This window comes from Actinocorallia lasiicapitis (genome assembly GCF_054778695.1).
Genome location: NZ_BAAGZI010000055.1, coordinates 1 through 22,972 on the forward strand (window position 1 = coordinate 1; position 22,972 = coordinate 22,972).

At 69.2% G+C, this 22,972-nt stretch carries 20 protein-coding genes; 14 read left to right on the plus strand and 6 right to left on the minus strand.

Features of this window, described 5'->3' with window-relative positions; all coding sequences use genetic code 11:
• Nucleotides 1-208 precede the first annotated feature (208 nt).
• Nucleotides 209-1,075, plus strand: a complete 867-nt coding sequence (locus ACYVE7_RS09445; protein WP_460364209.1) for an HNH endonuclease — start codon at nucleotides 209-211, stop codon at nucleotides 1,073-1,075.
• Nucleotides 1,076-1,203: 128 nt separating this feature from the next.
• Nucleotides 1,204-2,118 (plus strand): endonuclease domain-containing protein, encoded by a 915-nt coding sequence (locus ACYVE7_RS09450; RefSeq protein ID WP_460364210.1) that lies wholly within the window; start codon nucleotides 1,204-1,206, stop codon nucleotides 2,116-2,118.
• Between the two features lie 1,461 nt (nucleotides 2,119-3,579).
• On the opposite strand, the gene ACYVE7_RS09455 is transcribed toward ACYVE7_RS09450, so the two are convergent.
• The gene (locus ACYVE7_RS09455; protein ID WP_460364211.1) at nucleotides 3,580-4,287 is read right to left on the minus strand and encodes a class I SAM-dependent methyltransferase; all 708 of its coding nucleotides are present in this window, start codon (nucleotides 4,285-4,287) and stop codon (nucleotides 3,580-3,582) included.
• Nucleotides 4,288-4,439: 152 nt separating this feature from the next.
• On the opposite strand from ACYVE7_RS09455, the gene mfd reads away from it, so the two are divergent.
• The 4 genes from mfd (at nucleotide 4,440) to ACYVE7_RS09475 (ending at nucleotide 11,928) form a co-directional block, all read left to right on the plus strand.
• Complete coding sequence (gene mfd, locus ACYVE7_RS09460; RefSeq protein ID WP_460364212.1) at nucleotides 4,440-7,925, plus strand: transcription-repair coupling factor; 3,486 nt, start codon at nucleotides 4,440-4,442, stop codon at nucleotides 7,923-7,925.
• A gap of 49 nt (nucleotides 7,926-7,974) precedes the next feature.
• Entirely contained in the window at nucleotides 7,975-8,571 is a 597-nt protein-coding gene (locus ACYVE7_RS09465; RefSeq protein WP_460364213.1) for a SurA N-terminal domain-containing protein, read from the plus strand.
• The gene (locus ACYVE7_RS09470) at nucleotides 8,568-9,470 is read left to right on the plus strand and encodes a nucleoside triphosphate pyrophosphohydrolase (protein WP_460364214.1); all 903 of its coding nucleotides are present in this window, start codon (nucleotides 8,568-8,570) and stop codon (nucleotides 9,468-9,470) included. Before ACYVE7_RS09465 ends, ACYVE7_RS09470 begins: the two co-directional genes overlap by 4 nt.
• 76 nt (nucleotides 9,471-9,546) lie before the next feature.
• Nucleotides 9,547-11,928 (plus strand): transglycosylase domain-containing protein, encoded by a 2,382-nt coding sequence (locus tag ACYVE7_RS09475; protein ID WP_460364215.1) that lies wholly within the window; start codon nucleotides 9,547-9,549, stop codon nucleotides 11,926-11,928.
• Nucleotides 11,929-11,955: 27 nt separating this feature from the next.
• On the opposite strand, the gene ACYVE7_RS09480 is transcribed toward ACYVE7_RS09475, so the two are convergent.
• The 4 genes from ACYVE7_RS09480 to ACYVE7_RS09495 all read right to left on the minus strand — a co-directional run bounded on the left by ACYVE7_RS09480 (nucleotide 11,956) and on the right by ACYVE7_RS09495 (nucleotide 15,193).
• On the minus strand, nucleotides 11,956-12,363 hold the full coding sequence (locus ACYVE7_RS09480) for an Rrf2 family transcriptional regulator (RefSeq protein WP_460364216.1): 408 nt from the start codon (nucleotides 12,361-12,363) through the stop codon (nucleotides 11,956-11,958).
• 85 nt (nucleotides 12,364-12,448) lie between these two features.
• The gene (locus ACYVE7_RS09485) at nucleotides 12,449-13,354 is read right to left on the minus strand and encodes an ABC transporter permease (RefSeq protein ID WP_460364217.1); all 906 of its coding nucleotides are present in this window, start codon (nucleotides 13,352-13,354) and stop codon (nucleotides 12,449-12,451) included.
• Nucleotides 13,344-14,141, minus strand: coding sequence for an ABC transporter ATP-binding protein (locus tag ACYVE7_RS09490; protein ID WP_460364218.1), 798 nt, complete (start codon nucleotides 14,139-14,141; stop codon nucleotides 13,344-13,346). Before ACYVE7_RS09490 ends, ACYVE7_RS09485 begins: the two co-directional genes overlap by 11 nt.
• Entirely contained in the window at nucleotides 14,138-15,193 is a 1,056-nt protein-coding gene (locus tag ACYVE7_RS09495; RefSeq protein WP_460364219.1) for an ABC transporter substrate-binding protein, read from the minus strand. The genes ACYVE7_RS09490 and ACYVE7_RS09495 overlap by 4 nt, the downstream gene beginning before the upstream one ends.
• Before the next feature lie 217 nt (nucleotides 15,194-15,410).
• Here ACYVE7_RS09495 and eno point away from each other — a divergent pair, with 217 nt between their 5' ends.
• The 7 genes from eno to ACYVE7_RS09530 all read left to right on the plus strand — a co-directional run bounded on the left by eno (nucleotide 15,411) and on the right by ACYVE7_RS09530 (nucleotide 21,628).
• Nucleotides 15,411-16,694, plus strand: coding sequence for a phosphopyruvate hydratase (eno, locus tag ACYVE7_RS09500; RefSeq protein WP_460364220.1), 1,284 nt, complete (start codon nucleotides 15,411-15,413; stop codon nucleotides 16,692-16,694).
• A gap of 14 nt (nucleotides 16,695-16,708) precedes the next feature.
• The gene (locus ACYVE7_RS09505; RefSeq protein ID WP_460364221.1) at nucleotides 16,709-17,128 is read left to right on the plus strand and encodes a septum formation initiator family protein; all 420 of its coding nucleotides are present in this window, start codon (nucleotides 16,709-16,711) and stop codon (nucleotides 17,126-17,128) included.
• The gene (locus ACYVE7_RS09510) at nucleotides 17,118-17,627 is read left to right on the plus strand and encodes a DUF501 domain-containing protein (RefSeq protein WP_460364222.1); all 510 of its coding nucleotides are present in this window, start codon (nucleotides 17,118-17,120) and stop codon (nucleotides 17,625-17,627) included. The genes ACYVE7_RS09505 and ACYVE7_RS09510 overlap by 11 nt, the downstream gene beginning before the upstream one ends.
• Nucleotides 17,628-17,768: 141 nt before the next feature.
• Entirely contained in the window at nucleotides 17,769-18,689 is a 921-nt protein-coding gene (locus ACYVE7_RS09515; RefSeq protein WP_460364223.1) for a Ppx/GppA phosphatase family protein, read from the plus strand.
• Between the two features lie 83 nt (nucleotides 18,690-18,772).
• Nucleotides 18,773-19,462, plus strand: a complete 690-nt coding sequence (locus tag ACYVE7_RS09520) for a uracil-DNA glycosylase (protein WP_460364224.1) — start codon at nucleotides 18,773-18,775, stop codon at nucleotides 19,460-19,462.
• 222 nt (nucleotides 19,463-19,684) lie between these two features.
• Nucleotides 19,685-20,785, plus strand: a complete 1,101-nt coding sequence (locus ACYVE7_RS09525) for a class I SAM-dependent methyltransferase (RefSeq protein WP_460364225.1) — start codon at nucleotides 19,685-19,687, stop codon at nucleotides 20,783-20,785.
• Between the two features lie 69 nt (nucleotides 20,786-20,854).
• Nucleotides 20,855-21,628: a Bax inhibitor-1/YccA family protein gene (locus tag ACYVE7_RS09530; RefSeq protein WP_460364226.1), complete on the plus strand. Its 774-nt coding sequence runs from the start codon at nucleotides 20,855-20,857 to the stop codon at nucleotides 21,626-21,628.
• A gap of 1 nt (nucleotide 21,629) precedes the next feature.
• Here ACYVE7_RS09530 and ACYVE7_RS09535 read toward each other — a convergent pair whose 3' ends face one another.
• The gene (locus tag ACYVE7_RS09535) at nucleotides 21,630-22,604 is read right to left on the minus strand and encodes an ArsR/SmtB family transcription factor (protein WP_460364227.1); all 975 of its coding nucleotides are present in this window, start codon (nucleotides 22,602-22,604) and stop codon (nucleotides 21,630-21,632) included.
• Nucleotides 22,605-22,673: 69 nt separating this feature from the next.
• On the opposite strand from ACYVE7_RS09535, the gene ACYVE7_RS09540 reads away from it, so the two are divergent.
• Nucleotides 22,674-22,972 (plus strand): MFS transporter (locus tag ACYVE7_RS09540; protein WP_460364228.1); only part of this gene is annotated, 299 nt, incomplete at its 3' end.

Genomic DNA, 22,972 nt, shown 5'->3' on the forward strand with positions numbered 1-22,972 from the left:
CCACCCCCCTCCTCCCCACCCTCCTAGGCTCCCTAGCCCTAGCCCTCTCCTGCCTCTACCTCCTCCAGTCCCTGACCTGATCGCACCGAGCAGGGCCGGGATTCTCTGGCAGGTGTGAGGTCTGGTGGCGCCGGCCCCATTCCGGTAGAACACAAAGGTGACGAGTATTGTCGAGGCCGAATTCAGTGCACGTCTGCGCGCTTCGGCGATGGCCTGGCTCGACGAGCGCTGTCCCCCGGAACGTCCGACCATCAGCCGCGACGAACTGATGAACTTCCATTTCGACGGCCAGCGCATCGCGCTTCTCGACTACAACCGCGGTATCCGCAAACCCGCGAACATGGCGGCGGCGCTGTCCATCGTCACCACCTTCACTCCGGAGAACCGGCGGGCGCCCTACGAGGACGTCCCGGGGCCTGACGGTCTGCTCCGCTACAAATACCAGGGGACGAATCCCCAGCAATGGGACAACGTTTCGCTCCGTCGAGCCTGCCAGCTGCAACTACCGCTGATCTGGTTCTACGGTGTGGCCCCCGGCCTCTATCTGCCGCGCTATCCCGTCTGGATCGTCGCCGACGAACCCGACCAGCTCCAATGCGTGGTCGCGCTCGACGAATCCCAGCAGATGCTCGGCGGAATGGCCGATCTCCCGCCGCTGCAGCGCGCTTATCTGGAGCGCACCACCCGTCAGCGCCTGCACCAGCCGGTTTTCCGGCAGCGCGTCATCCAGGCCTACGAAACGACCTGCGCGATGTGCCGTCTGCGCCACGCGTCCCTGCTCGACGCGGCCCACATTCTCCCGGACGCCCACCCCGAAGGCGTCCCCTCGGTCAGCAACGGCCTGGCCCTCTGCAAAATCCATCACGCGGCCTACGACCAGAACATTCTCGGCATCAGCCCCGACTACCGGGTGGAAGTCCGCACCGACATCCTCGCCGAAGTCGACGGCCCGATGCTCCGCCACGGCCTCCAGGAAATGCAGGGCACCCTCCTCACCCTGCCCCGCCACCGCATCGACCGCCCAAGCCGCACCGCCCTAGAAGAGCGCTACACCACCTTCCGCGCAACCGCCTGACCAGCCCGCCATGTTCGCGCCCGGGCCGTGACCTGGTTACCCGGACTTGTCCCGGAAGGGGGTCACGGTTCTGTAGCGGTGTCGGGGGTGGGGGAATAGGTGATCTTGGTTGGGTGCAGGGACGGGGTGTGAACTTCGGACGTGAGATTCCCCAGCGTTTTCTGGAAGGGCCGTTTCTCGGGAAGGACGCCGTGCTCGCCGGAGTGAGTCGGCGGCGGTTGCGGGGGCGGCGGTTCAGACGGCTGCACCATGACGTGTACGTCGCGGCGGGGCAGGAGGGGCTGCTGGAGACGCGGTTGGCCGCGGCGCTGCTCGCCGTCGGCGACGGGGCGGTGTTCAGCTGCGTGACGGCCGCCCGCATCTACGGGATTCCGGTTCCGGAACGGGATCGGGCGGTGCACGTCGCGATCCCGAAGGCGGCGGACACGGTGCCGCGATGGCGCGGCCTGGAGGTCCACCAGTTCGACGTGCCCGCCGACCAGCGAACCTCGCACCACGGCTGGCCGGTAGTCGGCCCCGAACGCCTGTTCCTCGAACTAGCGGCCCGCCTCCCGCAACGCGACCTGATCGTCGCCGGCGATCAACTACTCAGACACGCCCTGACGACCGAACCCGCCCTCGCCGCGTTCCTCTTCCGCTCCACGGGCCTACGCGGCGTAGCCCGCGCCCGCCTGGCGCTCCCCCTCCTTTCCCCTCTCGCGGACTCACCCCCCGAAACCCACCTACGCCTCCTGCTACTCGAAGCAGGCCTCCCAGCCCCCGCCGTCAACGAACCCGTCCGCGACCCGAAAATGCCCTGGCTCATCCTCGCCCGCCCCGACCTCTCCTACCCCCACGCAAAAGTCGCCATCGAATACGAAGGCACCCACCACCAGCAGGACCGCGCCCAATACCTCCACGACATCCACCGCGACGAAGCCCTCACCACCCTCGGCTGGCAAGTAATCCGCATCACCAAAGAACAGCTCTACCGCCACCCCACCACCGTCATCACCCGCATAACCAAGGCCCTCTCCCGCCCCACCCACCAACAAGCCGCCTAACAACCCCCACCCGCAAGTCCCCCACCCCGAACCCCACAACCCGCACCGCCCGTCCATGATCGTGTCGAGCTGCACCATGCGGCCCATTTGGCCCCGTCGAAACCGTCGACACGCCGCAGTTCGACACGATCAAGGACCCTCCTAGCCACACAGGCACCCACATGACACGCCGGTCATGGAAGCGGGTCTTGCACGACCTCCTGCCTCGGCCCGCGCCGCGCTCCTGCCTCGGCCCGCGCCGCGCTCCTGCCTCGGCCCGCGGCGCGACGCCTCATGATCGCGTCGACCTGCGGCGTGTCGCCCGTTTGGGAGTGCTGAAACCGTCACCCCGCCGCAGTTCGACACGATCAAGGGCCGTCCCGGCTGAGCGCGCCTGCGTGGCGGCGCGTCATATGGATGCGCCTGTGCGGTCTTGTTGCGTTGGGTTGCGCTGCGGCTACGAGATCGCGCCGACCTGCGGCAGAAACGACTCTCGACTCATCCGACCAGAGGCGGCACCGCGACGGTTTCATGATCGCCTCGAGCTGCGGCGTGTCGCCCGTTTGGCAGTGCTGAAACCGTCCACTTGCCGCAGTTCGACGCGATCAAGGACCGTCCCTGGCAGGTGAGGTGCCCGCACTGTGTGACGGTTGTATGGGTGAGTCTCGGCGGTCTCTGGAGCTGAGCCGCAGTCCGACGCTTCATGATCGTGTCGAGCTGTGCCATATGGCCCGTTTGAGAGTGCTGAAACCGTCACCCCGCCGCAGTTCGACGCGATCAAGGGCCGTCCCGGCTGAGCGCGCCTGCGTGGCGGCGCGTCATATGGATGCGCCTGTGCGGTCTTGTTGCGTTGGGTTGCGCTGCGGCTGCGTGATCGTGCCGAGTAGCGGCGGGAACGACTCTCGGCTCGTCTGGCCAGAGGCGACAGCGTGACGGTTTCATGATCGTGTCGAGCTGCGGCGTGTCGCCTGTTTTGTGGTGCTGAAACCGTCCACTTGCCGCAGTTCGACACGATCAAGGACCGGCCCTGGCAGATGAGGTGCCCGTGTGGTGTGGCGGTCAGCGGGCGGTCCGGGTGGTCTCTGGAGCTGAGCCGCGGTGCGACGCTTCATGATCGTGTCGAGCTGTGCCATGTGGCCCGTTTGAGAGTGCTGAAACCGTCGACTCGCCGCAGTTCGATGCGATCAAGGACCGGCCCTGGCTGGTGAGGTGCCCGCACGGTGTGACGGTTGTGTGGGTGAGTCGCGGCGGTCTCTGGAGTTGAGCCGCAGTGCGACGTTTCATGATGGTGTCGAGCTGTGTCGTGTGGCCCGTTTGGGAGGGCTGGGACCGTCTGCTTGTCGCGGTTCGGCGCGATCTAGGGGCGTCCCTGGCGGAGGAGTTCGGGGTGGTGGCTTTTCTGCTGATTGGGGTTGGGGCGTTTGCGCTGAGGTGGGATGGCTTTGCTGTGGGCTGGCCGAGGGGAGGGGGGAGGGGGAGGGGTTAGAGGATTCGGGCTAGGCGGCTTTCGGGTTTGCGGATTACCAGGAGGAGGGTGGAGTGGGGGGAGGGGCGGCGGCCGGCGGTGAGGGTGGACAGGAGGGAGGAGAGGGTTGAGGTGGGGGTGCGGCGGTGGGGGTGGAGGGCGTGGGCTTCGGCGATGACGAGGCCGCGGAGGAGGCACCAGGTGCGGATGCCGGAAAGGGAGGTGATGGGTTCGAAGACGGGGGGAGGGGTGGAGTGGACCGGGTCGCCGAGGAGGGCGCGGAACCAGCGGGGGAGGAAACGGGCGAGGAGGCCCTGGGCGCTGTCGCGGTCCGTGAAACGCAGGAGGAGCAGGCCGCCGGGCTTCAGGGCGGCGATCATCCGGTCGAGGACCAGTTCGGTGTGGGGGATGCGTTCGATGAGGGAGTCGGCGTGGACGACGTCGTAGGTGCGCGGCGGGAGGGGCGCGTTGCGGAGGTCGCCCAGGTGGTAGCCGTCGAGGTCGGTGCGGTCGACGGTGTGGGCGCGCAGCGACGGCGTGTCGAGGTCGACGCCCGTGACGTGCCGGGCGAGCGTGTCGGGAAGTGCCAGGCCGGGGCCGCGGCCGCAGCCCGCCTCCAGGATGGCGATCTTGGCCAGTCCTTTGTCCTGGGCGTGGAGCAGGACTCTGGTGGCGAACAAGTCCCCGTCCAGGACCGTGCGGTTTCTCACAGACAGCTCGGTCATGGTTCCGCAGCGTAGCCCTGTGAGTGCGGGGTGTCCTGCATTTGTGTCTCCTTGGCCGCGTAGGCTGGTCAAATCACCACCCCGGACCGTCGAAATCCGGGGTCTTCGGGCTGCGCGCGGCAGCCCTTCATGACGCAGGGGCAAGGCTGACGATGACGCTCTCCGGCATTCTGGACATCGCTCTCACCGATCCGGCGTTGAAGCGCGCCCTCGACCAGGGCGAGACGACCCTGGTGGGCCCGCCGTCGCTCCGCCCCGTCGTCGCGGGTGTCCTCGCCCGTACCGCCATCGACGGCGCGACCGTCCTCGCGATCACCGCGACGGGCCGTGAGGCCGAGGACCTGGCGGCGGCTCTCGGCAGCCTCCTCGACCCGGCGTCCGTCGCCCATTTCCCGAGCTGGGAGACGCTCCCGCACGAGAAGCTGTCGCCGCGCAGCGACACCGTCGGCCAGCGCCTCGCCGTCCTCAGAAGGCTCACCCACCCCGAGCCGGGCGACGCGGCGTCCGGCCCGCTGAAGGTCGTCGTCACGCCCGTCCGGGCGGTGCTCCAGCCGATCGTGTCCGGGTTGGGCGATCTGGAGCCGGTGCGGCTGCGTCAGGGCGACGAGGTGGAGCTCGACGACGTCGTCACCCAGCTCGTCGAAGCCGGTTATGTCCGGGTGGATCTGGTGGAGAAGCGCGGCGAGATCGCGGTCCGCGGCGGCATCCTCGACGTCTTCCCCGCGGGCGAGCAGCATCCGCTGCGCGTCGAGTTCTGGGGCGACCAGGTCGAGGAGATCCGCTACTTCAAGGCCGCCGACCAGCGCTCCCTCGAAGTCGCCCAGGACGGCCTGTGGGCGCCGCCCTGCCGGGAGCTGCTGCTGACCCCCGAGGTCAGGGAGCGGGCCAGGGCGCTCGCCGCGCTCCACCCGTCGCTCGCCGAGATCCTCGACAAGCTGGCCGAAGGCCAGGCCGTCGAGGGCATGGAGGCGTTCTCTCCGGCGCTCGCCGACCATATGGAGCTCCTCATCGACCTGCTGCCGAAGGGCAGCCGGGTCCTGGTGTGCGATCCGGAGCGGATCAGGTCGCGGGCCGTCGAGCTGGTCTCGACCAGCCAGGAGTTCCTGGAGGCGTCGTGGGTGAACGCCGCCGCGGGCGGTGAGGCCCCCATCGATCTGGGTGACGCCGCCTACCGCACCCTTGAGGACGTCCACGACAGGGCCCGTGAGATCGATCTGCCGTGGTGGCAGACCAGCCCCCTCAACGCCTCCGACGACGACGTCGTGCTGTCCGCCCACGCGGCGGAGGCGTACCGCGGCGACCGGGAGAAGATCGTCGCCGATATCCGGCGCTGGCACGACGAGGCATGGAAGATCATCCTGGTCAGTGAGGGCCAGGGCCCCGCCGCCCGCTATGTCGAGGTCCTGACGGAGGCCGGGATCCCCGCCGCCCGCCAGGACATCGACGGTTCGGTCCTGGCGACGACGGGCCGGCTCGACCACGGCTTCCTCTGGGACGCCGTGAAGCTCGTCGTCCTCACCGAGACCGACCTGTCCGGCCAGAAGTCCTCCACGAAGGACATGCGCCGGATGCCGTCCCGCCGCCGCGGCGGCATCGACCCGCTCCAGCTCAGTGTCGGCGACTATGTCGTCCACGAGCAGCACGGCGTGGGCCGCTACGTCGAGATGATCTCCCGGACGGTCCAGGGCGCGACCCGCGAGTACCTGATCCTGGAGTACGCGAAGGGCGACCGCCTGTTCGTCCCCACCGACCAGCTCGAGGAGCTCACCCGCTATGTCGGCGGCGAGTCCCCGAGCCTGCACCGGCTGGGCGGCGCCGACTGGCAGAAGGCCAAGTCGCGCGCCAAGAAGGCCGTCAAGCAGATCGCGGGCGAGCTGATCCGCCTGTACAGCGCCCGGATGGCGAGCCCAGGGCACGCCTTCGCGCCGGACACGGTCTGGCAGCGTGAGCTCGAGGACGCCTTCCCCTACAACGAGACCCCCGACCAGCTCGCCGCGATCGACGAGGTCAAGGGCGACATGGAGAAGCCGATCCCGATGGACCGCCTCATCTGCGGCGACGTCGGCTACGGCAAGACCGAGATCGCGGTCCGTGCCGCGTTCAAGGCGATCCAGGACGGCAAGCAGGTGGCCGTCCTCGTCCCCACGACCCTGCTGGTCCAGCAGCACCTCAGCACGTTCAGCGAGCGGTTCTCCAACTTCCCGGTCGTGGTGAAGCCGATCTCCCGCTTCCAGACCGAGGGCGAGATCAAGCAGACCCTGGAGGGTCTGGCCGACGGCTCCGTCGATCTGGTCGTCGGCACGCACCGGCTGCTCAGCCCGTCGATCAGGTTCAAGAACCTGGGTCTGTGCATCATCGACGAGGAGCAGCGGTTCGGTGTCGAGCACAAGGAGGAGCTGAAGCGGCTCCGCACCCAGGTGGACGTCCTGGCGATGTCGGCGACCCCGATCCCGCGCACCCTGGAGATGGGTCTGACGGGCATCCGCGAGATGTCGACGATCCTGACGCCGCCGGAGGAGCGCCACCCCGTCCTGACCTTCGTCGGCCCCTATGACGAGAAGCAGATCGCCGCCGCGATCCGCCGTGAGCTGCTGCGCGAGGGCCAGGTGTTCTTCGTCCACAACCGGGTGAAGTCCATCAACAAGGTCGCCGCGATGCTCAAGGAGCTCGTCCCCGAGGCCCGGGTGGCGACGGCGCACGGCCAGATGAACGAGCAGCAGCTCGAAGCGGTCATGGTCGACTTCTGGGAGAAGAACTACGACGTCCTGGTCGCGACCACGATCGTGGAGTCGGGCCTGGACATCCCGAACGCCAACACCCTGATCGTCGACCGGGCCGACATGTATGGCCTGTCGCAGCTCCACCAGCTCCGCGGCCGGGTCGGCCGGGGCAGGGAACGCGCCTACGCCTACTTCCTGTACCCGCCGGAGACCCCGCTGACCGAGACCGCGCACGAGCGGCTGGCGACGATCGCCCAGCACACCGAGATCGGCGCGGGCATGTTCGTCGCGATGAAGGACCTGGAGATCCGTGGCGCGGGCAACATCCTGGGCGCCGAGCAGTCCGGTCATGTGGCGGGCGTCGGGTTCGATCTGTACGTCCGGATGGTCGGTGAGGCCGTCCGGGAGCTGAAGGACACCGGTTCCGGGGAGCAGCCCGCGCCCGACACCAAGGTCGAACTCCCCATCGACGCCCATATCCCGCACGAGTACGTCCCGGGTGAGCGGCTCCGGCTGGAGGCCTACCGCCGGATCGCGAGCATCACCTCGCCGGAGGAGATCCCGGAGGTCGTCGCGGAGCTCAAGGACCGTTTCGGCCCGCTCCCGATCGCCGTCCTCAACCTGCTGGAGGTGGCGCGCTTCCGCGCCAAGGCCCGCAAGGCCGGTCTCACCGAGGTCGTGCTCCAGGGGAATTATGTCCGGTTCGCCGCCGCCAACACCGAAGGCGACCTTCTTCCCGAATCCCGGCAGATCCGGCTCCAGCGCCTCTACCCCAAGTCCCTGATGAAGGCCGGCCATCTGCTGATCCCCACCCCGAAGACCAGCGCCATCGGCGGCCGCCCGCTCCGCGACGGCGACATGCTCCGCTGGGCCACCGACGTCGTCGACGCCCTCTTCCTGGAGCCCATCGCCAAGTGACCGGACTCGCCCTTCAGTAGAAGGCGGGGCAGTCGCTAGGGTGTGTCGGGTGATCAAGATTACAGTTGCCGTGGTGGCGGGCGCACTGGCCCTGACGGCTTGTGGAGGACCGGTCCGAATGGGGGCCGCGGCCACCCTCAGCGACGGGCGGATCAGTGACGCGACCCTGAACGACGCCGTGGCGGAGTGGCAGGCGGCCTACAAGGAGACCCCGCTGCCGGCGCAGCAGCTCCAGCTCGCCGCCGACGACTCGATCGACCGGAGCGTGCTGTCCCGGCTGATCTCGATCCGGATCGCGGACCGCGCGGCGGCCGACAACCACCTCCAGATCACCCCCGCGGAGATCGACAGTGTGATCGCCCAGGTGTCGCGCGGGGGAGGGGAGAAGGTGTTCGACACCTTCGCCCTCGCCTACGGGGTGCCGCCGACCTACGCCCGCGACTTCGCCCGGATGATCACGATCAACGATGAGCTGGCCGTCGGGGCGACCACCCAGGAGGAGGCCCAGCAGAAGGTCGGGCCGCCGCTGAAGAAGGCGTCGGACGCGCTCGGCATCGTGATCAACCCGCGGTACGGCGAGTACAAGGATGGGATGCTGGCCCCGCCCGTCACGAAGCTCTCACGTCCGGAGACCGGTACTTCATGAGTTTGGTCCTGCTCGCCACCACCCACCGCGTCGCCCCCGGCCTGCTGACCTGGCCGGCCTGGCGCAGGCTGCACGAGACGCGGGTGCTCACCGCCACCGCCGACCATCCGCAGCTGCCCTACCTGCGGGACGCGGGGGTCGAGGTGGAGGTGGTCGAGCCGGACGCCCGTCCCGTGGTGGCGGCCGCCCGCACCGGCGACGTCCTGTGGCTGACGGCCCCCGACGGCGACTCCGACTTCGTCAACCGGATCGGCGAGCTGGTCGTCGACGACCCCGTCGACGTGGAGATCCTGCACGGCTCCTACGATCTGCCCGGCGCCCGCCTCCTGGACGTCGTCGCGGTCATGGCCAAGCTCCGCACGGACTGCCCGTGGGACCGCAAGCAGACCCACGAGACCTTGATCCCGTATCTGGTCGAGGAGACCTACGAGACGGCCGACGCGGTCGCCCAGGACGACTACGACGCGCTCCGCGAGGAGCTCGGCGACGTCCTGATGCAGGTGGCGTTCCACGCGGTCGTCGCGTCCGAGCGGGAGGACGGCTTCACCATCGACGACGTCGCCGCCGGGATCGTCGAGAAGCTGATCCGCCGCCACCCGCACGTGTTCGCGGGCCTGGAGGTGGACGGCGCGGACGAGGTCGTCGCCAACTGGGACGCCATCAAGAAGGCGGAGAAGGGCGACCGTCCGCTGCTCGGCGGGGTTCCCGACAGCCAGCCGGCGCCGTTGCTCGCCGAGCATCTGGTGCGGAAGGCGCGAAAGGCCGGGGTGCCGCCGGAATTGTTCGAAGGTTATGAAGAGAGAAAAGCGGCGGCGGACGCGGTTGAGGCCGATCTGAGGGCCTGGTCTGACCGGTTCCGGGCCGAAGTGCAGGCATGGGAGCGCTCGCCAGGGGGATGACCCCGTTATGTCCGGCCCGCGAGACGGGAGATCCCCGTCTAGTTATGTGACAACTGTCCGGTCTATGGTTGCCCGCATGGAAACGGACGGGGGCGTCGAAAAAGCCGGATTGATTCGGCGCCTGGTGGGGTACAGCGGGCTCGCCGGAGTGCTCGTGGGACTGCTCGCGGTGCCGATCGTCGGGACGGCCGGAGTGAGCGTCCGGGACTCCTCCGACTGGCTGATGTCCGAGCCGCTCGACATCGGCGACCTCAGCACCCCCCAGCGTTCGAAGATCCTCGCCGCGGACGGCTCCGAGATCGCGACGTTCTACCAGCAGAACCGCGTGGACGTGAAGCTCAAGGACGTGGCCGGCACGGTCAAGCAGGCCGTCCTGGCGATCGAGGACTCCCGCTTCTACGAGCACGGCGCCCTCGACGCCAAGGGCACGCTGCGCGCCCTGATGGCGAACCTGAACAACTCAGAGGAGCCCACCCAGGGCGGCTCCGGCATCACCCAGCAGTATGTGAAGAACCTGCTGTACATGAACGCCGAGAGCGAGGCCGCCAAGGAGGAGGCCACCGAGGTCACCAAGGGCCGCAAACTCCGCGAACTGCGCTACGCGATCGCGATGGAGCGGCGGCTGACCAAGGACGAGATCCTCCAGGGGTATCTGAACGTCGCCTACTACGGCGACGGCGCCTACGGCATCGAGGCCGCCGCCCAGCACTTCTTCGACAGAACGGCCAAGAAGCTGACGCTCGGCCAGGCCGCGACCCTCGCGGGCGTCCTCAAGAACGGCAACCTGTACAACCCGACCAGGAACGGCGAGGGCGCCCTGAACCGGCGGAACATCGTCCTGGACCGGATGGCTGAACTCGGCATGATCACCCCGGACGTCGCGGTGAAGGAGAAGGCGAAGCGGCTGGTCCTGGACGTGCAGAAGGAGCCGAACGGCTGTACCACGTCGAAGGCCGCGTTCTTCTGCGACTACGTCCAGCGCGAGATCCTCACCAACCCGATCTTCGGCAAGACCCCGCAGGAGCGGGACAGGATGCTCTGGCGGACCGGCCTGACCATCCGCACCACCCTCGACTGGAGGACCCAGAACGCCGCCGCGAAGGCGCTGCGCAGGCACGTCCCGGAGAAGAACTCCGAGGGCAAGGCCGCCGCCGAGGTGCTGATCAGGCCGGGCACCGGCGAGATCCTCGGGATGGACGTCGACCGCAAGCTCGGCGACGACCGCGAACGCGGCAAGACCTGGATCAACTTCGCGGCCGACGCCGACCACGGCACCAGCATCGGGATGCCCGCGGGCTCCACCTTCAAGGCGTTCACGCTGGCCGCGGCGTTCGAGGACGGCATCCCGATCGGCGAGCGGATCGTCGCGCCGGGCGGGTTCACCCCGATCGGCTTCCGCACCTGCTCGGGCAAGTCGGCTGACGACCCCGGCGCCGTCCTCAAGAACTCGGCGGACGGCGAGGGCGGCCGCAGCTTCAGCCTCCTCACCGGGAGCTGGCACTCGGTCAACACGTTCTTCCTGAAGCTGGAGAAGCGGGTCGGGCTCTGCGAGACCATGAAGATGGCCAAGAAGCTCGGCATCCGCACTAAGGCCAGCGGGAAACCGCTGGTGGAGGGCGCTTCGTTCACGCTCGGCGCCAACGAGGTGTCGCCGCTGCGGGTGGCGGCCGCCTACGCGGCGTTCGGGGCGCGCGGCAAGTACTGCGAGCCGATCGCGATCAAGAGCATCGTCCGGGCGGACGGCAAGTCGATCCCGGTGCCGAAGGCGGGCTGCGAGCAGGTGATGGACGAGGGCGCCGCCGACGCCGTCTCGCACGTCCTGCGGGGGGTGCTCACCCAGGGCACCGGCGCGCAGATCTACCCCAAGCTGGGACGGCCCGTCGCCGGCAAGACCGGCACCGTCGACGACTTCGCGGCGGCCTGGTTCGCGGGCTACACACCTGATCTGGCGGCGGCCGTCTGGGTGGGCGACCCGCGCGGCGGCTGGCTGCACAAGATGCAGAACATCTGCCTGCCGCACTTCTGCGGCGGCACCGTGTTCGGCGCGTCGATCCCGGGCCCGATCTGGGCCGAGACGATGCGCGACGCGCTGAGCGGAGTCCCGGCGACCCCGTTCCACCGGCCGCCCACGGAGTTCTTCCGCAAGGGTTCCGGCGAGGACGAGGTCAGGCTGCCCGATCTGCGCGGCCTCAAGGTCGAGGACGCCATCGCCAAGCTCCGCGCGCTGCAGATCGGCTACCGCGTCGACCCGACCCGCGTCTACGACGACAAGTACAAGGACGGCGAGGTCGCCGCCACCGACCCCGCCCCCGGCTCCCTCATCGACCCGGGCGACACCGAACTCGTCATCGTCCTCACCGTCTCCAAGGGCAAGGACCCCGCGCACGGCGACGACGGCGACGACCACGGCGACGATCACGGCCCCGGCAACGGGAACGGGCCGTTCGGAACCAACTGACCGGGAGCGCGGGCCGCGCTCCCGGCGTCAGGCGGGGAGGCGGCCGTCGCGCAGGTCGGCGAGGGTGACGGTGTCGATGACGCCGAGCAGGGCGGTGTCGGCGGCCTTCCAGAGTTTGTGGAGGGTGACCACGATGTCGGCGGGGTCCGTGGACTCCGGGAGGTCGCGTGCGGTCGTGGGGTCGCCGTCGAGGGCGCGGATGATCTCGCCGACGGAGATGGAGTCGGCGGGGCGGGTCAGGCGGTAGCCGGGCGTGGGCAGCCGCTGGTTGTGCACGAGGCGGGCGCGGCGCAGTTCCCCCAGGATCGACTGGAGGAAGGTCAACGGGAGATCGTGGCGCTCCGCTAGTGCTTGGGCCGTGAGGGCGGACGGCTCGGCGACGGCCAGCGCGAGCAGGGCTCGTAGCGCGTAGTCGACGCGGGCGGTGATGTTCACAGTCTCCCCGAGTAATTCGACTGTTTTAGTTGGGTTTTGGGAGGCGTCCGCCGTACGGGGAGACGTCCCGTACGGTGGCGCCTGTTCAGTTGGTGGACGTGTCGAGACCCCAGCGGGTCCTGATGGCACGGTCGACGACCCCGAAGAGCTGGTCGACGAAGATACCGATGATCAGGATGACGATCATCACCGAGATCATTCCGGCGGTGTCGCTGACCTCGCGGGTGAAGGACAGCAGCGTGCCGACGGACTGCTTGCCGATGATGACCAGCAGCTCGCCCGCCATCAGGCTGCGCCAGGCGAACGCCCAGCCCTGCTTGAGCCCGGCCACGAACGACGGCAGTGACGCCGGGATCACCAGGTGCCGGTAGCGGGCGAAGCCGCGCAGCCCCATCACCTTGCCGGCGCGCAGCAGGATCGGCGGCGTGTAGTCCACACCGGCGATGAGCCCGTTGGCGATCGAGGGCGCCGCGCCGAGCACGACCACGAACAGGATCGCGCTCTCGCTGAGCTTGAACAGCAGGATGGCGAGGGGGAACCAGGCGATCGACGGCATGGTCTGCAGGCCGGTGATCAGCGAGCCGAACGCACGGCGCAGAATCCACGACTGCGACACGACCGCGCCGACCACCCCGCCGACCAGCACCGCCAGCGAGAAGCCGATCGCCGCGCGCTTCATGGTCAGCGCCACGGCGCTCCAGAACTCGCCCGTCGTCACGGTCTCCCAGAACACCGGCAGCACGTCGCCGGGGCCGGGGAGCACGTAGGTGGGCCGCCAGCCGCTGAGCACGACGAGCTGCCAGGCGGCGAGCGCGATCAGGATCGCGGAGGCGATGGGCCACAGCGCCGACCAGATCCGGACGAGGGGGTTCTTCTTGACCCCGGCGGTCAGTTCGAGGGCGTCCAGGCCGGCGAGCTGCCGTTCGATCTTGAGCGACGCGTTCTCTGCCTGGGCCCGGATGGCCGTGGTGGCGTTGAGGTCAAGATCCATGGCGGCTGACCTCCTCCTTGAGCTTGTCGGTGATGGTCGCGGCGAGCCGGGCGACCTCGGTGGAGTCGATACGGCGCGGCCGCTGCATCTCCACGGGGAACTCCTCGATGACCCGGCCCGGCCGGCTGGACAGCAGGACGACCCGGTCGCCGAGCCGGACGGCCTCGCGGACGTTGTGCGTGACGAACAGGATGGTCAGTTCGCGTTCCCGCCAGATCCGCTCCAGCTCGTCGTGGAGCAGGTCGCGGGTCATGGCGTCGAGCGCGCCGAACGGCTCGTCCATCAGCAGGACGGTGCCGCGGTCGTCCTGCGCTTCGGTGAGGGCGAGCGCGCGGGCCAGCGCGACGCGCTGCCGCATCCCGCCGGAGAGCTGGTGCGGGCGCTTCTTCTCGAACCCGGACAGATGCACCGAGGCCAGCAGCTCCGACGCCCGCTGCTTGCGTTCGCCGCGCGGCACTCCGCGCTGGCTGAGCGCCAGCTCCAGATTGCCGGTGACGGTCAGCCACGGGAACAGGGCGGGCTCCTGGAACATCAGCGCGACGCGGGAGCCGCCCGTGTCGATCTGGCCGGCCGACGCCTTGTCGAGGTCGGCGACCAGGTTGAGGAGGGTCGATTTGCCGCAGCCGGACGCGCCGAGCAGGCAGACGAACTCGCCGGGCCGGACGTCGAGGGACACGTTGTCGAGGGCGAGCAGCGCGGTCGCCCCGGAACCGAACGCTTTGGAGACGCCCGAAAGCCGGACCGCGTTGGCGGACCGGCTGACGGGGGCCTCTAGGGCCTTGTTCATGAAGTCTTGACCTCCGGCTTTCCGGCCGCCTTGAGGGTCTCGTTCAGGTTGGACAGGTCGTAGATCCCGTTGAGGTCGACCGGCTCGAGCAGCCCGACCTCCTCGGCGTGCTTGGCGCCGACCAGCAGCGAGCCGGCGATCGGGTCGTTGGTGAACTCGATCTCCTTGAAGGCGGAGTCGAGGATCTCCGGCTTCAGCGGCTTCGTGGTGAGCTTCTCGATGAAGGCGTTGGCGAGGGTCTTGGCCTCGGCCTGGTTGGTGTTGATGAAGTCGTTGGAGGCGACGACGCCCTCGACGAGCTTCTTCACGATGTCCGGGTGCTGCTTGTAGAACTCGGCGCGGACGATCAGGTGGGTGATGACGAACTTCTTGTCCGGCCAGAGGTCCTTCTCGTCGATGAGCTTCTTGCCGCCGCTCTCGAGGATCAGGCGCGAGGCGAAGGGCTCGGGGACCCAGGCGCCGTCGATGTCGCCCGACTTGAAGGTGTCGATCGTCTGGGAGTTCTCCTGCGGGAGGATCTTGACGTCGCCGGTGCCGTCCTTGTTGGCGACGAGGCCCTTCTCCTTCAGGTAGTAGCGGAGCGCCACGTCCTGGGTGTTGCCGAGCTGCGGGGTGGCGATCTTCTTGCCCTTGAGGTCGTCCAGGCCCTTGATCTTGGCCGGGTTGACGACGAAGGAGACGCCGCCGGAGGCCGCACCCGCGACGATCTTGATGGCCTGGCCCTTGGACTTCGCCCAGGCGTTGATCGCCGGGTTCGGGCCGATGAAGGTGGCGTCGAGGCCGTTGGCGAACAGCGCCTCGATCGCGGCGGGGCCGGCGTTGAAGCTCTTCGGCTCGATCTTGACGTCGGCGCCGAGCTTCTCCGCAAAGATGCCCTTCTCGAGGCCGACCAGGGCGGTGGCGTGGGTGATGTTCGGGAAGAACCCGAGGTTCACCGTGGTCTTCCCGCCGGACTTGCCGTCGGAGGAGTCGTCGCCGCAGGCGGACAGCGCCGGCAGCCCGAGCACCAGTACGGCAGCGGCCGCGAGGGCCTTTCTCCTGCTGAGCAACATCGTTCCCTCTCACCGGAAGAGCGTGTCGATAATTTCGACTGATTTGATGTGAAAAGTAGAGCAAAAGTCTCCCTACTAAGTCAACTTGATCGGTAGGAAAGGTGGCTACGGTTCCGTAACGGCGTGCCCGCGCCGGGCCCGACCAGGGCTTCGGTAGGCTCGGGAGGTAACCCCCGTGATGAGCTTGCTTGAACGAGCTTGGTTAAGGAGCGCGCCAGTGTCGTCCATCGAGGCCGTACACGCCCGGGAGATCCTCGACTCCCGCGGCAACCCGACCGTCGAGGTCGAGATCCTGCTCGAAGACGGCAGCGAAGGGCGTGCCGCGGTGCCGTCCGGCGCTTCCACCGGGCAGTTCGAGGCCGTCGAGCTCCGCGACGGCGGCGCCCGCTACCTGGGCAAGGGCGTGCTGAAGGCCGTCGAGGCCGTCAACGCCGTCATCGGCAAGGAGATCGTCGGCTACGACGCCACCGACCAGCGGATCATCGACCAGAAGATGATCGACCTGGACGGCACCCCGAACAAGGCCGAGCTGGGCGCCAACGCCATCCTGGGCGTCAGCCTGGCCGTGGCCCACGCCGCCGCCAAGTCGGCCGAACTGCCGCTCTACCAGTACGTCGGCGGCCCGAACGCCCACGTCCTGCCCGTGCCGATGATGAACATCCTCAACGGCGGCGCCCACGCCGACTCCAACGTCGACGTCCAGGAGTTCATGATCGCGCCGATCGGCGCGGCCAGCTTCACCGAGGCCGTCCGCACCGGCGCCGAGGTCTACCACGCGCTCAAGTCCGTCCTGAAGGAGAAGGGCCTGAGCACGGGCCTGGGCGACGAGGGCGGCTTCGCCCCGTCCCTGCCCTCCAACCGCGACGCCCTCGACCTGATCCTGGTCGCGATCGAGAAGGCCGGCTACACCCCCGGCCGCGACGTCGCCCTCGCCCTCGACGTCGCCGCGACCGAATTCCACTCGGCCGGCGCCTACACCTTCGAGGGTGTCAAGAAGTCGGCCGAGGAGATGGCCGCCTACTACGCCGACCTCGTCGCCAACTACCCGCTCGTCTCCATCGAGGACCCCCTCGACGAGAACGACTGGGACGGCTGGAAGGCCCTCACCGACACCATCGGCGCCAAGGTCCAGCTCGTCGGCGACGACCTTTTCGTCACCAACCCCGAGCGCCTGGCCCGCGGCGTCGAGACGGGCACCGCCAACGCGCTGCTGGTCAAGGTCAACCAGATCGGCTCGCTGACCGAGACCCTCGACGCCGTCACCCTCGCCCAGACCAACGGCTTCAAGTGCATGATGAGCCACCGGTCCGGCGAGACCGAGGACGTCACCATCGCCGACCTGGCCGTCGCCACCAACTGCGGCCAGATCAAGACCGGCGCGCCCGCCCGCTCCGACCGGGTCGCCAAGTACAACCAGCTCCTGCGCATCGAGGAGATCCTGGACGACGCCGCCCGCTACGCCGGCGCCTCGGCCTTCCCGCGCTACCGCTGGAACGGCTGACAGCGGCACGAGTGATGATCACTCCCGAGCACGACGGAGAAGCCCCCCGCGCCGACAGCGCGGGGGGCCGCTCCCATCTGACGACGCGCGCCGCGATCCTCGCCGTGGTCATGTGCGCGATAGCGCTGAGCCTGGCCTACCCCGTCCGGGAGTACGTCGCCCAGCGCAACGAGATCCGCCAGCTCCAGAAGAAGGAAGCGCTCGCGCAGCGCGACGTCAAGAACCTCACCGACGAGAAGGCCCGGCTGGGCGACCCCGCCTACATCAAGCGCGAGGCCAAGGACCGGCTGCACTTCTGCGACATCGGCGAGCACTGCTACATCGTCCTGGGCGACCCGGTCGAGGCGGCTGGGCAGGCCAAGCCCGCCCAGCCGAAGTCGCCGCCCTGGTATCAGACCCTCTGGAAGTCGGTGGAGGCCGCGGATGCCCAGTGAAAAGCCAACAGAGCAGGACCTGAAGGCGGTCGCCGCGCAGCTCGGCCGGGAGCCGCGCTCGGTCCGCGCGATCGCCCACCGCTGCCCCTGCGGCTTGCCGGATGTGGTCGAGACGTCGCCGTACCTACCGGACGGTTCGCCGTTTCCCACGCTCTACTACCTGACCTGCCCCAAGGCGTCGTCGGCGATCGGCACGCTCGAGGAGCGCGGCCGGATGCGCGAGATGCAGGCAAGACTTGCCGAAGATCCAGAACTGGCGGCGCGGTACCAGGCGGCACACCAGGACTATCGCGACAGACGTGACAAAGCCGCCCTCGAAGAGGGCAAGCAGCCCCTCCCGGACGCCATGCAGACGACGGGTGGGATGCCCGAGCGCGTCAAGTGCCTCCATGCCCTCGTCGCCCATGAACTGGCAGCTCCGGGGACGAACCCGTTCGGCCGCGAGGCCCTGGACGAACTCCCAGATTGGTGGCGCAACGGCTGCTGCACTGATGCATAGTGGTCCTCAGGCGTGGGTCCAGAGGCATGGTCCAGAGGCGTGGTGTCGAGCGGGCGTGTTCCGCACCACCCAACCGTCCCGGTATGACAGAACACCTGTCAGCTTGCTGTCACAGCGACGGGTCTGAAGAAGCAGGTGCATATGACGCGGGTTGCTGCGATCGACTGTGGGACGAACTCGGTCCGGCTGCTGATCGCCGACATCGTCGGGGACGAACTGACGGACGTGGAACGCGAGATGCGGATCGTCCGGCTCGGCGAAGGGGTGGACCAGACCGGGGAGCTGTCCCCGGCCGCGCTCGAACGCACCTTCACGGAGATGCGCGGATACGCCGAGCTCATCAAGCGGCACGGCGCCGAGAAGGTCCGGGTCGTGGCGACTTCGGCGACGCGCGACGCCCGTAACCGCGGCGACTTCGTCACCGGGGTCAACGACATCTTCGGGGTGAAGCCCGAGGTCGTCTCCGGTGAGGAGGAGGCGCAGCTCTCCTTCACGGGCGCGACCAAGGACCTGGTGGCGCTGCGGCCCGCCCGCCCCTACCTGGTCGTCGACATCGGCGGCGGATCGACCGAGTTCGTGGTGGGCGCCTCGACCGTCGACGCGGCCCGCTCCATGGACATCGGCTGCGTCCGGATGACCGAACGGCACTTCGCGGGCGCCAACCCGCCGTCGCCCGAGCAGATCTCCAACGCCGTCGCCGACATCGACGCCGCGCTGCGCACCGCGAAGGAGACCGTCCCGATCGACGAGGCCCGCACCCTCGTCGGGCTGGCCGGCTCCGTCACCACGGTCGCCGCGATCAGTCTCGGGCTGGAGACCTACCAGCCCGACCGGATCCATCTGTCGCGGATCACGGCCGTCCAGGTCCACGAGATCACCCGGAAGCTGCTGCACATGACGCACTCCGAGCGCGCGGCGCTCGGCGTCATGCACCCGGGACGGGTCGACGTGATCGGCGCGGGCGCGCTGATCCTCGACCGGATCATGCGCGAGTACGGGTTCGGCGCGGTCGTCGTCTCCGAACACGACATCCTCGACGGCATCGCCTGGAGCCTGGTCTGAACCGGCCCTTCGTACCGCCGGGGACGGGGTGGCCGGACGATCCGGCGCTGCCTTCGACCCCGGTGGCGCACGGGGCGTCACAGGTGGTCGAACTGGCCGCCGGGGCGCCCGATCTGCACGAGCTGTGTGCGCGGGAGTCGGTGTGCCGGGCCTGCCCGCGGCTGGTGGAGTGGCGGGAGAAGGTCGCGGTCGAGCGGCGCAGGTCGTTCGAGCACGAGCAGTACTGGGGGCGGCCGATCCCCGGGTGGGGTGATCCCGATCCGGCGCTGCTGATCGTCGGACTGGCCCCTGCGGCCAACGGCGGCAACCGGACGGGCCGGATCTTCACCGGGGACCCGTCGGCGGACTTCCTGTTCGGGTCGCTGCACCGGGTGGGGCTGGCCGCGAAGGCCGACAGTGTCCGGGCGGGCGACGGGCAGCGGCTGATCGGCGCGCGGATGGTCGCGACGGTGCGCTGCGCCCCGCCGGAGAACAAGCCGACCCCGGCCGAACGGGACACCTGCCTGCCGTGGCTGAGCCGGGAACTGGGGTTCGTCCAGCCCAAAGTGATCGTCACGCTGGGCGCTTTCGCCTGGAACGCTCTCTGGCCGGCGCTGGGGGTGCCTATCCCGAGGCCGCGCCCGAAGTTCGGCCATGGTGTCGAACTCACCGTCGACGGGATGACCCTGATCGGCTGCTTCCACCCGAGCCCGCACAACACCTACACCGGGCGGGTGACCCCCGCGATGTACGACGAGCTCTGGACCAGGGCGAAGACCCTCGCGGGGCTCTGAGAACGCGTCTTGGGAGGGAATGGGGCCGGGAGTGGGGCAGGGCCGGGCCCAGCGGATCGCTCCGCTGAACGCCCCCGTCTGGCCCTGCACCCCTTCCCCGTCTCCGGCCCCCGCCGGAGCCCCTTACGCAGACTGGGATGCGTGAAGGTCGCCGATGGTTCGCAGAACATCGAAGATTTTCGGCGGATGTCCGCATCCGGCTGCCGGATAGGATCCGTTGACATGTCAGACGCTGGTGTCGCCGCACGTCTAGGCCCTCTTCTGACCCGGATCCTTGGCCCTGAGCCGCCGGTCAGGGTGCGGGCGTGGGACGGGAGCGCGATCGGCCCCGACGGGGCGCCCGTCTTCGTGATCAAGGATCGGCGCGCGTTGCGCAGGCTGCTGTGGAAGCCGGGCGAGGTCGGATTGGTCCGCGCCTATGTGGCGGGCGAGCTCGACATCGAGGGCGACGTGGTCGCCGCGCTGGCCGCGCTCCAGCAGATCCTCCGCCACGGCGACGAGCCGATCGTGCTGACCAGCGAGGACAAACGGGAGATCGTCCGGACGGCCGTGACGCTCGGCGCCGTCGGCCCCGAACCGAAGGCCCCGCCCGAGGAGCACGCCGAAGGCCCTGGCCTGCCCGAGGGGACTTCCGAGGAGTTCTTCCTGCGGATGCTCGGCCCGTCGCGGTCGTTCTCGTGCGGGCTGTGGGAGGGCGCGGCGGATCTCGCCGAGGCGCAGGAGGCCGACCGCGCCGATCTGATCGCCCGGCTGGGGCTCGCGCCGGGCGCGCGGGTCCTCGATCTCAGCGCGGGCTGGGGTGAGCTCGCCGCCCGGCTGGCCGCCGTCCCCGCCGAGGTGACGGGCGTCACCCGGTTCACCGGCCCGGCGGCCGACGGCGTGAAGCTGGTGCCGGAGCCGTCCGGCGGACCCTACGACCTGATCTTGGCGACGGCCGGTTCCGAGCCCGTCCCACGGCTGTCGGCGCGGCTCGCGACCCTGCTCAAGCCCGGCGGACGCCTCGTCGCACGGCAGCTCGTCTACCGGCAGGTCGCCGTCCGCCGCTCGTTCACCAGCGACTACGTCTTCCCCGACGAGGAACTCGCCACCCTGGGCTCCCTGATCGAGACCCTGGACTCCGCCGGGTTCGAGGTCCGCTCCGTCACCGCCCGCCGCGAGGACTACGCCCGCACCCTGCGCGCCTGGACCGGCAACCTCCAGCGCACCTGGACCGACGCAGACCTGGGACGATCCCGCGTCTGGCTGCTCCATCTGGCGACCACGGCCCTGGCGTGCGAGAACGGCCGGATCGGCCTGTACGAGACCGAGTCGGTCCTACGCTGACCGGGAACGATCTCACCGCGTAGAACGTCTACTATTCGGTTCAGGTATCACACTGCTATGGAGGCAGCCATGGAGAGCAGGAACCCCGTGTTCCGCAGTATCGGAAGGGATGCCCAGCAGGGACAGGCGCCCTCCCCCCAGCAGTTGCAGGACATGTACAACGCCCCGGCGTACGCGCCGCCGGCCGAGCGCACGATGACGCTGGACGACGTGGTCGTCCGCGGGTTCATGACCCTCGGCACGCTGGTCCTGACGGGCGCCGTCGCCTGGTTCCTCGACCTGCCCATCGGCATCGGCATCGTCGCGGCGCTGATCGGCTTCGGCATCGGCCTGTACCTGAGCTTCTCGGGCAAGGCCAGCGCCCCGCTGACCCTCGGTTACGCCGTGTTCTACGGGATCGCGGTCGGCATCATCAGCCACGCCTACGAGAACGTGTACAACGGGGTCGTCTTCCAGGCGGTCGTCGGGACCATCCTCGCGTTCGCGGGCGTCCTCACCGTGTACTCGCTGCGGGTGATCCGGGTCACCCCCAAGATGGTCCGGTTCGGTGTCGCGGCCTCGATCGGCCTGCTCGGCCTGATCATCCTGAACATGGTCATCGGCCTGTTCAGCGACGGCGGCATCGGGATCCGTGAGAACGGCCCGATCGGCATCGTCTTCAGCGTCGTGATGATCCTCGCCGGCTGCTTCTTCCTGCTGCTCGACTTCGACATGATCGAGCGCGGCGTCGCCGGCGGCCTGCCCGAGAAGTACTCCTGGGCCTGCGCCTTCGCCATCACCAGCACCCTGGTCCTGATCTACCTCGAACTGCTCCGCCTGATCTCGATCCTGAACAGCGACTGATCTAGCCGAACAGCGAGTCGGAGACGGTCGTCCGGGCGTAGAGCACGGAGCGTCCGGCCCGGTGGGCCGAGACGAAGCCCGCGTCGCGCAGCGCCGTCAGATGCTGGGAGACCGCGGCCGCCGACAGCCCCGTCCGCCCCGCCAGCTCGGTGGTGGAGGCCGGGGTCTCCAGCTCCGACAGCAGCACGGCCCGAGATCTGCCGAGCACAGCCGAGAGCGCCTCATCCGGGGCGCTCTTCGGCTTTTCCCACAGGTTTCCCGCGCCCCGCGCCGGATAGCAGAGCTGTGGCGAGTGCGGCGGCACCGACCAGGTCAGGACGCGGGGCCAGGCGAACACCGACGGCACCAGCACCAGCCCGGGGCCCGTGTCGATCCGGGCCAGCCCGCACTGGCGTTTGACCAGCAGCAGCGTGTCGTCGTCCCAGGTCACGCCCTCGTGCAGATCGTTCAGGACGGCGGCGGCACCGTGCTCGGCGGCCTGCCGGGCCCGCTGGAACAGATCGGCCTCCAGCACCTGCCGGATCCGCGCCCAGTAGGGGGCCAGCACCAGCTCCCAGTAGGCGCGCAGCTCGGTGACCACCTGGGGGAGTACGGCCGCGGGGTCGTCGTGCAGGGCGTGCAGCGCCGGATCGGGGCCCTCCCACCGGGCCAGCTCGTCGATCTGCCGTCTGACCTCGGCGGGCGGGGTCGCCGCGACGGCCGCCAGCTCCTCCTCCAGGCTCGGGAACGGTGTCGCGGGGAGCGGCGTCAGCAGATCCGCCACGTGGGTGCCCCGGGGGATCAGCGCGGCCAGCAGCCCCCGGTGCAGCCCGCCGGCGAGCAGGCGCGGCGCGACCTGGTCGGCCCAGCGCCGGTAGGCGGGGTTCAGCGACCCGGCGTGCAGGGCGCGGAAGCTCGTCACGACCTCCCACAGCGGGGACACCGCGAACCTGGTCTGTGCCAGGTCGTTCGCCGAGAAGGCCAGTTCAGCCCGCATTCCACCCCCAGGATTCGGCCCCAGCTTAATCATTGGAGGGGTGCGGCGGGAGCCCGCAGGATCTGCGGCATGTCCTCCTTGCGTGCACAGTTCGCCGGGCTTCCCCGGGTGCTCTGGGTGCTGTTCACCGGCACCGTCGTCAACCGGATCGGGTTCATGGTGATCCCGTTCCTGGTCTTCTACCTGGCCGACGAGGGAATCCCGGCCGGGCAGGTGCCGCTGGTACTGGGGGCGCTGGGCGCGGGGCATCTGGTCGGGCCGGTCGTCGGCGGGTTCCTCGCCGACCGGGCGGGCCGGCGCACGACGATGCTGGTCGGGCTGATCGGCGTGACGGCGGCCCAGGGCGCCCTGTTCGTCGCGCCGAGCGT

Excerpts from the sequence above, each read along its gene's own strand:
- ACYVE7_RS09445 (WP_460364209.1), top strand. The coding sequence starts at position 209 with ATGGCCTGGCTCGACGAGCGCTGTCCCCCGGAACGTCCGACCATCAGC.
- ACYVE7_RS09455 (WP_460364211.1), bottom strand. The coding sequence starts at position 4,287 with ATGACCGAGCTGTCTGTGAGAAACCGCACGGTCCTGGACGGGGACTTG.
- mfd (WP_460364212.1), top strand. The coding sequence starts at position 4,440 with ATGACGCTCTCCGGCATTCTGGACATCGCTCTCACCGATCCGGCGTTG.
- ACYVE7_RS09470 (WP_460364214.1), top strand. The coding sequence starts at position 8,568 with ATGAGTTTGGTCCTGCTCGCCACCACCCACCGCGTCGCCCCCGGCCTG.
- ACYVE7_RS09475 (WP_460364215.1), top strand. The coding sequence starts at position 9,547 with ATGGAAACGGACGGGGGCGTCGAAAAAGCCGGATTGATTCGGCGCCTG.
- ACYVE7_RS09485 (WP_460364217.1), bottom strand. The coding sequence starts at position 13,354 with ATGGATCTTGACCTCAACGCCACCACGGCCATCCGGGCCCAGGCAGAG.
- ACYVE7_RS09490 (WP_460364218.1), bottom strand. The coding sequence starts at position 14,141 with ATGAACAAGGCCCTAGAGGCCCCCGTCAGCCGGTCCGCCAACGCGGTC.
- ACYVE7_RS09495 (WP_460364219.1), bottom strand. The coding sequence starts at position 15,193 with ATGTTGCTCAGCAGGAGAAAGGCCCTCGCGGCCGCTGCCGTACTGGTG.
- ACYVE7_RS09505 (WP_460364221.1), top strand. The coding sequence starts at position 16,709 with ATGATCACTCCCGAGCACGACGGAGAAGCCCCCCGCGCCGACAGCGCG.
- ACYVE7_RS09510 (WP_460364222.1), top strand. The coding sequence starts at position 17,118 with ATGCCCAGTGAAAAGCCAACAGAGCAGGACCTGAAGGCGGTCGCCGCG.
- ACYVE7_RS09515 (WP_460364223.1), top strand. The coding sequence starts at position 17,769 with ATGACGCGGGTTGCTGCGATCGACTGTGGGACGAACTCGGTCCGGCTG.
- ACYVE7_RS09525 (WP_460364225.1), top strand. The coding sequence starts at position 19,685 with ATGTCAGACGCTGGTGTCGCCGCACGTCTAGGCCCTCTTCTGACCCGG.
- ACYVE7_RS09530 (WP_460364226.1), top strand. The coding sequence starts at position 20,855 with ATGGAGAGCAGGAACCCCGTGTTCCGCAGTATCGGAAGGGATGCCCAG.
- ACYVE7_RS09535 (WP_460364227.1), bottom strand. The coding sequence starts at position 22,604 with ATGCGGGCTGAACTGGCCTTCTCGGCGAACGACCTGGCACAGACCAGG.